This window comes from Streptomyces sp. NPDC048278, assembly GCF_040652195.1.
GTDB lineage: Bacteria > Actinomycetota > Actinomycetes > Streptomycetales > Streptomycetaceae > Streptomyces.
In genome coordinates, this window is record NZ_JBEZLP010000067.1 from 15,870 (window position 1) to 27,755 (window position 11,886).

The following is an 11,886-nucleotide window of genomic DNA, read 5'->3' on the forward strand; positions in this document are numbered from 1 at the left end:
TCCGCTGGGTTCGGGAGGGCTTGGAGGAGCGCTTTCCAGATGCGGAGGTCGTGCCGTGCTACTGGGGCGACGCCTTCGGCTCAAGCCTGGGCGCGGGCGGTGCGTCCATCCCGGGAACGGCCACCACCCGCGGCACCGACGATCCCGAAGAGACCGACGCCGCCGAGTGGTTGCTGCTCCTGACCGACCCGCTGTGCGAACTGAGGGTCCTCGCCGCGTTGGGCACCGCGGACGACGGACTCGCGATGCCGGGCCTTCAATCAGCCGGCGAGCGGGTCGCCGATGGCCTCCGTAAGTTGCCCAGGGAGCTCTCGTCCGGTTCGTACGACGAGGATGAACTGGCCCGCCTGCTCCAGGACACTGGTCTCCTCGACGGCTACAACAGCGCGCTGGACGAGCTCGCGGACTCTGACGAGTTCCGTGACGCGTGTGCGGTCGTTCAGGACGACGTCTCGGCCGCCGAACTCACGACGGCCGTCAGCCGTGCCGTCGTCGCGACGCTGCTCGCCGACAGCGGAGAGGCGGTGATCTGCACGGGCGACGAACGCGACCGGATGGTCGACCTTCTCAGCGGCCGCATCGGCGGCACGGCGCGAGGCGCTTTGCTCCGGGCTTCCGCGGTTCTCCTCAGACTGGGACAGCGCCTCACTCCCCAGTCCGTACTGGATCGCAAGCGCGGTGAGGCCACCTCGGCCGGAGCCTCGGCGGTTGGTGACATCCTTCGTTACCAGGCACGCGGCGGCCCGCTCCGCGACCACCTGGCCCAGCTCATCGCCGAGAGCCCGGAGCCGCCCGTCGTGATCGGCCACAGCCTCGGCGGCATCGCCCTAGTGGACGCTCTCGCCCTGGCCGCCATCCGCCAGGAGCCCCTGCCTGTACGGCTGCTGGTCACCGTCGGTTCCCAGGCCCCGTTCCTCCACGAGCTCGGCGCCCTCGCCGGCCTCCCGCCCGGCGCCACCTTGCCGCCCGACTTCCCCCAGTGGCTGAACATCTACGACCGCAGGGATCTGCTCTCTTACCTGGCCGCGCCGGTCTTTCCCGGCGATCCCCGGGTGGCGGACCACGAGGTGCGCAGCCGTCAGCCCTTCCCCGCGTCGCACAGCGCGTACTGGAAGCTCGGTGCCGTCTACGACCGGATCGGTGAGGCTCTGCGGTGATCGACGACCTCGATCCCGAGAAGGTCTTCGCGCTGGTCGTCGGCATCGAGTCGTACCAGATCCGCGGCTGGTCGCTTCCCGGCCCGGCACGGGACGCCGTCCGCTTCGCCGACTGGCTCACCAGCACGGCCGGCGTGCCGCAGGCCCACGTCCACATCCTGCTCTCGCCTCTCACGGAACAGGGTCCCCCGGCATACCCTCCGGCCACGTCGGAGAACGTCCACCGGGCGCTCTTCGAAGAACTGCCCGAACGCGACGGGGATCTCCTGTGGATCTACTGGGCGGGGCACGGCTTCCTCGACTTCCGGCGTCAGTTGCTCCTCCCGTGCGCGGATGCCACGATCGCCTTCACCCGCCATCTCAATCTCCAGGCCGCCCTGCGCTGGTGGCAGTCGACGAACGTGCCCGGGAAGCGCTTCCGCCGCGTTGTCGCCGTGGGAGACACGTGCCGCGTCGAGGCCCGGAAAGCGCGAAATCTGAAGTTCGGCACCAACGAACCCGAAGCCGGTGAACTGTCCCCCGATCGGCGTCAGTTCGTGCTCTACGCGGCACGCGCCGGTGAAACGGCGAAGAATCAGGCGGATCTGGAGGCCGGCCAGTTCACGGATACGCTTCTGAAGCACCTTAACGGCCGGCCGGTCGACCAAGCCGTCGAGGGTCTGGCAGGCATCGCCGGCGCCGTCCGGGCGGACTTCCAAGTCATGCGTGCGAACGGCACGGCGTGGCAGGAGCCCCAGTTCGTCATCAGCGAAGGCTGGGGCGGATCGTCCCTCTTCGGCGACCGATGGAACGACCACAAGGACAGCACTGTATCCGGATTGTCCAGTGCTCCCACCCTCGACCAGGAGGCCTGGTCCGAACTCGGGCGCCTCTTTCAAGGCCACCGGCTACCCCCCTACTCCTATGACGCCTACAGGTGGGCTTTCGAAGCCACTGGCTGCACGGCTCCGCCCGGTGACGAACTCCCGGGGACTCAGCTTCTGGATGTCGTCCGGGACCTCGACAACCGGCAGGGCAGACGCCTCGACCTCCCGCTCGCCCTGCCATTCATCCGATTCCTGGCCGCCCGGGCCAGGAAAAGCAATGCCACCTGGGCCGACAAAGCCGACGCCTGGGTAGATGACACCCGCAAACGGCTCGGCGCGGGAGTCATCTCCGCTCCGCCGGAACCTCCGGCCGAGAGTCCCGCCCTCCACCTGCGGCTCGTGCCCGACGAGAACAACCGGTACTGGACCCGAATGTGGCTCTACCAAAAGGAGTTCGAGAGCATATGGGAGTCCGGTCAGTCTCTGGACCTGCAATCGATCCGGGAGATACTCGGCCGGCAGTTGGCCACCCGACGCTCGCACGCCCCCACACGTATCGAGTTCCACCTCCCGTACGACCTCTTGGACGAGCCGTTCGAATCCTGGAAGATCCCATGGCGCGGCGAGAGAATGAGAGAACTCGGCTGCTTCTACGACGTGGTGCTGCGCTGCCCCGAGGAACGTCAGGGGCCCGCAGAGGCTCCCTGGTACCGCAAATGGGAGTGGCTGCAAGCCCAGGGCGGCCGGCACCCGCAGGCTGTACGCGAGGTGTGCGACAGTGATGTGTCCGATTATCTGGGCCCCTCGCTCCAGGAGACCGAGCCGCCCGTGGTCGTCCTCGCCGAGGTCACCGAGCCCATGATCATGGACACCCTGGACGCCGTACTCGACGGAGGCGTGCCGATCGCCATCTGGCGGCGGCCGGCTGCCGACCAGGTCGGGACGGCCGAGCCCATCCGCACCGCCCTGGCCGTGGACCCTGGCCCGTTCGAAGTACACACGCTGCCCGCCATGCTGCGCACAGCGCGGATCAGGCGTCGTCCCCTGGCACTGATGTGGGACGATCCCGGGCGCATTCCCGAAAGGCAGACGCTCACATCATGAATGAGGACGCCGCGGTGGCAGCTGACGTTGTCAAGGACTGGTGGATCTACCGGGGTGCGGGGAGCGCCACAGAGAAGCAGGCGCGCATGGCCGAACATCGGCCGCCGTGGCGCTCCTTCAAGGGAAAGCCCGACCCCAAGTACACCCCGCCCGGTACCACGGGTGACGCCTGGGAAGAAACCCACCGCCGTGGTGCCGGCTACGTACCCGACGAGGAGGAGCGAGACGCCGTCAACACAGCCCTGTATCTGCGTCGGCCGCTGCTCGTCACCGGCAAGCCGGGCGTGGGCAAGTCGACGCTCGCCCACAGCATCGCCACCGACCTGGAACTCGGCCCGGTACTGCACTGGCCGATCACTAGCCGCAGTTCGCTACGCGACGGCCTCTACCAGTACGACGCCATCGGGCGACTGCACGACGCCAACCTGCGGCACCTCAACGCGGCCGTCGCACACACCGAGCACCGGCCTTCCGCCGCTGACGCGGACCCCCGGTCGGCCGCGTCAGAACTCCCGGCGGTGCCCGCGTCCGCAAGTCGGCCCGCCGACGATCCCATCGCACCGTATCTGCGCCTGGGTCCCCTGGGCACCGCGCTGGTGGCCCAGGAACGGCCTCGTGTGCTTCTCGTCGACGAGATCGACAAGAGCGACATCGACCTTCCCGGCGATCTGCTCACCGTCTTCGAGGAAGGCGCGTTCGAAATCCCGGAACTCTCTCGGATCGCCGCCCGTCATCCCCGGGTCAAGATCGGCACGCAGGACGATCCGAAGCCTCAGGTCGAGATCGAACGCGGTCGCGTCCAGTGCCTCACCTTCCCGATCGTCATCCTGACGAGCAACGGCGAACGCGACTTCCCCCCACCGTTCCTGCGACGCTGCATCCAGCTGAACCTGAAGCCGCCGGGCCAGGAGAAACTCAATCAGATTGTGCGCCAGCGGCTCGCCTTGGACGAAGGGGCGGACGACGCTCCCTACCGCGACCTCGTCGAGGCCTTCCTCGATCGGCGCGTGGAGGGCGACCTCGCGACCGACCAGCTCCTCAACGCTGTACAGCTCAGACTCAGCGGAGCCTGGAGCGACGACGGCGATCGAACCAAGTTCCTCAACACCGTCCTGCAACGGCTGACCGGCCCCTCGGCATGATCGAGGAACTGTTCGCGGCCTTCGAAGAGTCCGGCGCCAACGCCGGAGCCGAGGAACTGGCCGAGATCCTATGGCTGGCCGCCCGCGTCGACGGCGGCAGCGATCGCACGCCAGGGTGCCCTCAGGACAGGGAAGACGGCCCGAGCGCCCCTTTGCCACATGCCCCGGAGCCTTCGTCATCGCCATCAGCCGTCGGCGATACGGGGACGGCGGAACAGTTCTACAGTGCCGCCGACATGACCGACGCTGCGACCAGTGCCGTGCGCGCTGTCGATCTGGTCCGCATCCGCCGTGCCGCGTCACTGCGCGACCCCCTGGGCGTGATGCGCGCGCTGCGGCCGCTGGGGCGGCCCGCCATCGGGCGCGGCGACCTCGTGCAGAGCGAACTCGACGAGGAACTCACCGTCCGCAGCACCATCGAACAGCGCCTGCCCATGCCGGTCTTCCGTCCGTGCCGCGGCCGTTGGCTCAACCTCGCGCTCGTCATCGACACGCACCACTCGATGCTGCTGTGGCACGACCTGGTGACCGAACTCCGCCGTGTCTTCGTCCAGACCGGCATCTTCCGCGACGTGCGAACCTGGCATCTGAGCGGCACGGGCCCACAAGAGACCCCGCGCGTGGCACGTGCCGGCGGCGAGCCGCGCAGTGTCCACGAAGTCGCCGACCCGTCCGGCCACCAACTGGTACTGGTCGTCACGGACACGGTAGCCGGTGGCTGGAGCACCTCCTCGGTCCAGGACGTCCTGCGGCACTGGGCGGCACACAACCCCGTTGCCCTGCTCAACGTGTTGCCCCGGCGACTGTGGGACCGCGGCGCCGTCCGGCCTCAGCCCCATCTGGTCAGGGCACCCAGGCCGGCCGCGCCCAATGCGTCCTGGCGGCTGGGACACGCTGTGGGCAGCCGTCGGCAGCGTCACCGTGCCGCCCTGGCCCAGAGCATCGCGGTCCCCGTCGTCGAGGCGAGCCCCGACGCCATCTCCGCTCTGGCCCGGCTCGTGGGAGACGGTGGCCTGTGGAGCCGCCTGCCGTGTCTCCCTCTCCCCCGCACACCGGACACCGAGCCCGAGCCCAGGTTCGCGACGCCGGGCCCGCCACGAGAGGGGCCGGCCGTCGCCGACGAGATCCTTCGCCGCTTCCGAGCCGACGCCTCTCCGCTCGCCCAGGCGCTGGCGGGCTACCTGTCCGCCGTACCGCTGAACCTGCCGGTGATGAACCTCGTACGGCAGATCATGCTGCCCGCCTCCGACCCCGGACACCTGGCGGAGGTCGCGCTCGGAGGACTCTTCGAACCGTGGGAGCACGAAGCGCGCGCTGGGCGCACGGACCTGGAGCGGATGCCGTTCCGCTTCCGTACCGGCATCCGTGAGGCGCTCTTGGGTTCGCAGCGGCGCGACGAGGTCACGGCGATACAAGAACTCGTTCGTCGCGAGATGGGGGCCTTCGTCACCGAGCGCGATCCCGGTCCGGCCGGTGACTTCCTCGCTGCACGCGGCACGTCGGGCGGCAACGGCAGCCGCACCATGGACCAGGACGCCCTTCCGTTCGCCGACCGGACGAGCACGCCCAACCCCGTGGGACTCCCTGTCCGGGAGTTCCTGCCCCCGGACGAAGCGTATCCCCCGATCGGCCCGGGAGACGTGGACGCCGGACTGTACGGTGCTGTCGACCAAGCGGTCGACGGGACGAGCAGACTTGTGGTGGTGATCGGAGAACGGGCCACAGGCAAGACCTCCGCCGCCATGCGCGCTCTCCACCGGGTTCCGGCCAACTGGAGGGTGTGGTCGCCCTCCTCCTCGCTCACGTTGACGCAGGGCGCACCCCGAGTCGGTCCCCGCACGGTCGTCGTGCTCGATGATCTGGAGACATACGCGTCTCTTCCCGGCTTCACCGTCGAGGGCTTCGCACGCGTCGTCTCCGAACTCCTCGAGAGCGACAGACGGGCCCCTGTCCTTGTCCTCGCCACGATGGCCCCCGAGACCTGGCGCAACTTCGGCGGGACGGGTGCCGCGGATTCCGCCGGTCAGTATGAGGGCTGGCGCCGTCTGGTCGCTCAGGCCGATGTCGTCTCGCTATCGGGTGCTGGCGGCGAATTCCCGGTACCAAGGGGCGAACCGTCGGACGCGCGGATCGTCGTGATCGCCGACATCTCGGCCCCGGTGCAGGGCGGAAGCCTGATCAGGCATCTGGGCACCGGGCTCCTGCTGTCGCCCCGAGTGATCCTCACCGCTGCCCACAACCTGACCCGACACGCGCTAAAGGGCGGCATCAAGGCCAGCAGCAGACGCGGCACCCGCGCACCGGTGGGTTGGGCCGACTGCTCCGTTGTCTGGAAGCACGACACCCTCGACGCGGCGCTGCTCCTCACCAGCGAGGGTCTCGTCGCGTCCGAGACGGACGGCTTCTTCTCCATCCCCCAGTGGGCGCAGCTGACGGACGGCGCGATGCTCGGGTCCTGCCACTTCACCAGTCTCATGGCAAGGAGTAGCGAGCCGCACGCAAGCGGCCGTGTGCCCGGCACGCTGCTCGCCGCCTCCCCCCGACCTGGTGTCGCGTACACATTCGAGCCCTCGGCCCCCGTCCCGCCCTCCACTGGCATCGCCTTGTCCGGCGCGCCCGTGCTGTGTGACGGATTCCTTCTGGGCTTCAGTCTCACCGAGGACCACGCCCAGCACACACGCATGTCGGTCTTGGGAGTCAACACCCTGTTCAACGACAAGGGATTCAGCAACGCCTGCCACCGCTACCTAGGGCACGTGCCCCGCGTAGTCTCCCTACCGACCACGGCGGCTCGACCGGACGGCGACCAGCGAGACATCGGGTCGCACGGACGCCGGACACCGCGGGTCTTCATCTCCTACGCACGCGACGCAGCCGTCGTCGAACAGGTCGCCCAGCTACACCAGTTGCTGACCCGTCAAGGATTCGAAGCACGACTCGAGCGAACGCCTTCTCACCTGCCTCGTAACTGGTCGGCGTGGCTGAACAACGAACTGAGGCTGGCCGACGCCGTTCTGATGATCATGCCATTTGGGTCGGAGCACCGCACAGAGGGGGCTGAAGCCGACGACGATGACGTGAGGGACTCGGAGGCCGCACAGCTGTTCCGCATCGCACTGAGGCAGAGTGACGACGAGACTCGGACCCGACCGATCATTCCCGTGGTCTTGCCGGGCGGCACCGACGATGATCGCCCCGTCTCCTTCGGCCTTCTCAACCCGGTCGTGGTCAAGTCCCTCAGCCTGCTAGGCATCGCCCCGCTCCTCGCCCGCCTTCCCGAGGCCCGCCCAGGCCCCCGGGGCACGGTGGACCATCCGGTCGAGGCCGAGAAGCAGTACGAGCTGGGTGTCGCGGTCGACCTCAGAATCACGGCGCGCACGCTACGGACGGAGGCCGAGGCCCTGCGGCTTGTGCGGGCCCTGGTCATGGACATCCTGAGTCCGGACGAGACGCACACCGAGGCCCCGGTGGGCGACTGGGGCCGGGTGGATCTCCTCGTGGGCAAACAGCTGGACCGGACCGCTCTGGCCCATCTACCCCACCGCCTCCTGGAGCTGGAGGTGGCACTGACGCCCCCGGACGACTCCCAGGACCGCCGCGCCGACGACCATGCGGTGGAGCCGCTCCGCGGCCGGGGGGTGGACATCGCCATGACGGTCGTCCCGTGGGACGGGAAGACGGATTCTCCCAGGATGAGGGCGGCTGTTGAGGCGGGCGAGATGCTCACAGCGGATGCCGTCCGGCAGAAGCTGCGCCGGTCGGTCAACCCGATGAACGTGGTCCTGTCGAACACCCTCCACGAACAGTTCACCGCCAGGAACGGGCCTTGGGCCCAGGAGCAGTTCGACGTGGCCCGGATCCCGTCGACGGGCCCCGCGCTGAAGGTCTGGATCCGTCACGAGGCGCACCACCCCCCGGCGGGGGTGGCGGCGCTCATCCGCAAGGTGGAGGATCTACAGACATTCGAGCGGAAAATGCGTTCCCGCGTGAAGGCGTACGCGGACAGCTTGCAGCGTCGGTTGGAGACGCTGGACGGCCTCGGCCCGGACGGCACACTGCACACGGAGTTGGAGAGCTTCAAGCACGAAGCCGAGATCAGACTGCTGTCCTATCTGGGGTCGCAGCGCAGCATCCTCTCAGAGCCTAGCCTCCCTGTTGGGCGGCCCCCGCTGGACCCGAAGGCCGAGGACCTACGGCGATTCCACCAGGAATACCGCGACAGGCTGCTGGTCCTGATCGAGGACATGCGTCAGCGGGTACAGCACCGCCACGACACGCCTCTTCTCGACCTGATGCCCTTCGCAGCACCGCCGCACGAGCCCTACCCGACCCCTCTGCACCGCTCACTGGCCGAGCTGAATGAGTTCGTCGCTCAGTTGGCCGACCTCACTGTGAAGCCTCCCCGGCAGGACCCGTCACCCAACAGGTCGCCCCAGGACGTCACGGAGGGGCGGAGCTGACTGGTCCTGGCAAATCCTCTGTAACTTGCCGGTGAGTGATCAGGCTGAGCCGTCCTGCCGCCCGTTTCACAGGCGGCTCATGTAACAACGGCACGATGAAAGACCACAGTTGGCTCGACAGGACACAGCCTAGGAGTGCAATCCGACGATCTCCACGGCCTGTTCCCGCATCTCCACCTTGCGGATCTTTCCCGTGACGGTCGTCGGAAACGACTCAGCGCAGTGTACGTACCGGGGGATCTTGAAGTGGGCCAGCCTGCCGGCACAGAACTCCCGGACGGCCTCTGCCCCCAGAGGCTCGGCGCCGTCGCGCATCCGGAGCCAGACCATCAGCTCCTCGCCGTACTTCTCGTCCGGGACGCCGATCACCTGCGCGTCGAGGACGTCGGGGTGGGTGTAGAGGAAGAGGGTCGCCCCCGCCCATTCGCCGCCGACGGAGAGTCCCTGCGCGACTCGGAGTGCGACCAGGGCGACGGAGGCCGCGACACCGATGGCGTTGGCGGTGGGAAGCAGGCCGATGAGGAAGGTGGACACCCCCATCAGGAGCAGGGTGCTGATCAGGGTCTTCTTGCGGCCGAGGCGGTCTCCGAAGTGGCCGAAGATCATCGCTCCGAGTGGGCGGGCTCCGAAGGCCACGGCGAACGTGGCGAAGGAGGCGACGCTGGCGGCTGCCCCGCCGAGAGCAGGAAAGAACACGGAGGGGAAGACGAGAGCGGCGGCGGTGCCGTAGATGAAGAAGTCGTAGAACTCGATCGTGGTGCCGGCGCAACTGGCTGCGGCCACGCGGCGCATCAGCGCTCTCGGGGGGGGGGGGGGGGGCTCTGCGTCACCGGGTCGGTGGTTGGGGACATCGTCGTCTCCTGCTCAGCGGCGCGCCCCCGCCTATGTGGCCAGGGCGGAGGGATGCCGAACAATGTGAGACCATCCTCAGTCGGGCGGGAACCCTCCAAAGTGGGTCGTACCGATGGACAACCCCTTTCGGGGGCGGGGCCCGGCCCTCGGCATGATCGCCACCCAGCGGCCCGACTCGAAGTCGCTGTCCCCGGAGATCAGCGCGAACGCCATCCTGCGCTTCGCACTGAAGGTCGTCGGGCACACCCCGAACGACATGGTCCTCGACATAAGCGCGTACAAGGCCGGCATCCGGGCGACGATGTTCTCCCGCTCCGACCGGGGTATCTGCTGGATGTCCAGCGAGGGCGATGACCGCGTCATCGCCGCCTCCGCGTTCGTCGGCGGCCCGGCCACCGAGGGTGCCGTCGCCCGCGCAGCGAGCCCGCAGGCTAACCCAACTCCTACCCGTGGCCACCCTCACCTCTGCAGGAAACAGTGTGCCGCGCGGGACGGCTGGGGCGAAGTGCCGGGGCATGCCGAGTCGCGCCCCTCGTGCGCTCTCCTCACGCCCTCCAGGCGGGCATAGCTTCGTGCAGCCACACCTCATCAGTTGGCAGGCCGGGGATGCTCAACGGCGCTCCGACCTCCAATGGGGAGGGGCCGGGTGAGCCCGGCGTCTCCGGCCCAACAAGATGAGGTGAGGTGGGCAGATGGTGGCGAACGACGGCGCCCCGCCCCGCAAGGGGTGGATGCGCGAGGCAGCCGAACGCCTCGGGGTCGCACTTGCAGCGCGCGCGGTGTGGACCCTGATCGAAAGGCTGCTCCACCATTAAGGGCCACGGCCCTGGGCGGTTCCTGGTGCATCCCCATCCACCAGGAACCGCCGCCCCTCCCGGGTTCAGGCAGCGGCGGACGTAACGGTACCCACTGACCGCGACGCCTCGTCAGCTACTGGCCATGGGCGATGGCGATGGCGCGGTACAGGAAGCCTTGCTGCGCAGTCTTCATCTGGTCGAGCACGCTGCTCATGTCCAGTCCGAAGAACTCCCCGAAGATGCGGACCACGGTCTCGACAGCGCCGATGGCCACCATGGACGCCGCCATGACGGTCGCGGCCTCACCCGCTAGGCCAGCGCCGCCGGCCACTATCCGCGCACGGTCCAGCATCCACGGCCGGTTGTGCGCTGCTCCCGACGTCAGCCGGTACGGGGCCGGCAGCCACGACGGCATGGCCCGGGCTGCGCGTTCGGTGATGTTGAGATCCATGGGCGCGTCCTCGCCATCGACGCTGTATCCGATCAGCTTGTCCCTGACGTTGCGCCGCTCTGAAGCCTGGCACTTGCGGAGGCAATCCTCAACGTAGGCCTTCATCGCGGACGCCCCCGGCTGATCTGCGCCCAGAGCCAGCGCCTGCTTCTCGCTGTGCAGGGCATCGGTCATCCACACCCCGGCCACGCGAGCAAAGCGCTTGGCCAGAGAGATCGAGGGATCGAGCAGGTACTCGGAGAAGAGCACGCCCTCCATGACGACCCGGCTGAGCGTGAGCGGCGACCACACCGGCGGCGGATCCATCAAAATGTCGTGCTCAAGCGCACGGACATGGTCGATCGCGTTGTCCTTCGTAAGGGTCGCGATCTGAATCAACATGCTGTAGAGCTTGCGACGTTCGCCACGAAGCGGCTCGGCGAGGGCTTCGATTTGTGCGCGCTCCCGCAGGAACACCGAGGTGGCGCTCTCGTCGAAGGGAGCGCCGTCCGCCGCAGGGAGCGCGTTCTCGGCGAGATCGCGGAAGAACGCGAGGGCGTCGGCAGCTTCTTGCGCCAATTCCGGCGTGATCGGCACGGTGAAGAGCCGTACCGCTTCGCTCTCAGGCATGTCGTCGTTCATGACTGGAACGGTAAGCGGCGGGGTGTACCGCGGCATTCACATTTCCCGGATCCGGTCCTGACCCATGGCGCCTACTGCCTGGGCTGTGAACTGGAGCGCGACTCATGGTGTGCCTGAGTCGCTCCGGGCTGGCGCGAAGCCCCGGCGGACTGATCACCGGCCGAGGCTTCGTCGCGCGCATGTCTACAGGCTGTCGAGGATCTGTGCGCGCCGTTGGGCGTACTCCTGCTCGGAGACGAGCCCCTGCCCGCGCAGCTGATCAAGGGTTGCCAACCGGCTCGCCACGTCCTGGCCAGCCGCCGGTGCCGCCGCGGACGCCGCCGGTACACCCGGGGCAGTGCCTTGGGCGATGTGCCGACGCAGGTCGTCGGCCAAGGCCTTGCCCTGGTCCTTCGGCATGTTCTTAGACGCCATTTCATTTGGTGAGTCGGCGGTGACATATGAGGGTCGCGGCGATGGCGGTGAAGGCGAGGAAGTGTTCCGGCTTGCGCTCGTA

8 protein-coding genes and 1 pseudogene are annotated in these 11,886 nt (G+C 68.3%); 6 read left to right on the plus strand and 3 right to left on the minus strand.

Annotated features, from left to right (window positions below):
• Nucleotides 1–50 precede the first annotated feature (50 nt).
• From AB0D74_RS49585 to AB0D74_RS49600, 4 genes are read left to right on the plus strand one after another with little or no spacing between them, the layout of a single operon-like run.
• The gene (locus tag AB0D74_RS49585) at nucleotides 51–1,157 is read left to right on the plus strand and encodes a hypothetical protein (RefSeq protein WP_362603014.1); all 1,107 of its coding nucleotides are present in this window, start codon (nucleotides 51–53) and stop codon (nucleotides 1,155–1,157) included.
• The gene (locus AB0D74_RS49590) at nucleotides 1,154–3,067 is read left to right on the plus strand and encodes a caspase family protein (protein WP_362603017.1); all 1,914 of its coding nucleotides are present in this window, start codon (nucleotides 1,154–1,156) and stop codon (nucleotides 3,065–3,067) included. Before AB0D74_RS49585 ends, AB0D74_RS49590 begins: the two co-directional genes overlap by 4 nt.
• Nucleotides 3,064–4,209, plus strand: coding sequence for a MoxR family ATPase (locus AB0D74_RS49595; RefSeq protein WP_362603020.1), 1,146 nt, complete (start codon nucleotides 3,064–3,066; stop codon nucleotides 4,207–4,209). The genes AB0D74_RS49590 and AB0D74_RS49595 overlap by 4 nt, the downstream gene beginning before the upstream one ends.
• The gene (locus AB0D74_RS49600; RefSeq protein WP_362603023.1) at nucleotides 4,206–8,669 is read left to right on the plus strand and encodes an SAV_2336 N-terminal domain-related protein; all 4,464 of its coding nucleotides are present in this window, start codon (nucleotides 4,206–4,208) and stop codon (nucleotides 8,667–8,669) included. Before AB0D74_RS49595 ends, AB0D74_RS49600 begins: the two co-directional genes overlap by 4 nt.
• Before the next feature lie 129 nt (nucleotides 8,670–8,798).
• Here the strand turns inward: AB0D74_RS49600 and AB0D74_RS49605 are convergent, their stop codons facing one another.
• Entirely contained in the window at nucleotides 8,799–9,452 is a 654-nt protein-coding gene (locus tag AB0D74_RS49605; protein WP_362603026.1) for an MFS transporter, read from the minus strand.
• 202 nt (nucleotides 9,453–9,654) lie between these two features.
• On the opposite strand from AB0D74_RS49605, the pseudogene AB0D74_RS49610 reads away from it, so the two are divergent.
• Both AB0D74_RS49610 and AB0D74_RS49615 read left to right on the plus strand, forming a co-directional pair.
• Nucleotides 9,655–9,903: pseudogene (locus tag AB0D74_RS49610) on the plus strand (cell division protein FtsK); the annotation flags it as partial.
• 310 nt (nucleotides 9,904–10,213) lie between these two features.
• The gene (locus AB0D74_RS49615; RefSeq protein ID WP_362603028.1) at nucleotides 10,214–10,336 is read left to right on the plus strand and encodes a hypothetical protein; all 123 of its coding nucleotides are present in this window, start codon (nucleotides 10,214–10,216) and stop codon (nucleotides 10,334–10,336) included.
• A gap of 115 nt (nucleotides 10,337–10,451) precedes the next feature.
• Here AB0D74_RS49615 and AB0D74_RS49620 read toward each other — a convergent pair whose 3' ends face one another.
• Nucleotides 10,452–11,390 (minus strand): hypothetical protein, encoded by a 939-nt coding sequence (locus tag AB0D74_RS49620; RefSeq protein ID WP_362603031.1) that lies wholly within the window; start codon nucleotides 11,388–11,390, stop codon nucleotides 10,452–10,454.
• 183 nt (nucleotides 11,391–11,573) lie between these two features.
• Entirely contained in the window at nucleotides 11,574–11,789 is a 216-nt protein-coding gene (locus AB0D74_RS49625; protein ID WP_362603034.1) for a hypothetical protein, read from the minus strand.
• Nucleotides 11,790–11,886 lie beyond the last annotated feature (97 nt).

What these genes read in the sequence shown, in the direction of transcription:
- AB0D74_RS49595 (WP_362603020.1), top strand. Translation starts at nt 3,064, where the DNA reads ATGAATGAGGACGCCGCGGTGGCAGCTGACGTTGTCAAGGACTGGTGG.
- AB0D74_RS49600 (WP_362603023.1), top strand. Translation starts at nt 4,206, where the DNA reads ATGATCGAGGAACTGTTCGCGGCCTTCGAAGAGTCCGGCGCCAACGCC.
- AB0D74_RS49615 (WP_362603028.1), top strand. Translation starts at nt 10,214, where the DNA reads ATGGTGGCGAACGACGGCGCCCCGCCCCGCAAGGGGTGGATGCGCGAG.
- AB0D74_RS49620 (WP_362603031.1), bottom strand. Translation starts at nt 11,390, where the DNA reads ATGAACGACGACATGCCTGAGAGCGAAGCGGTACGGCTCTTCACCGTG.
- AB0D74_RS49625 (WP_362603034.1), bottom strand. Translation starts at nt 11,789, where the DNA reads ATGCCGAAGGACCAGGGCAAGGCCTTGGCCGACGACCTGCGTCGGCAC.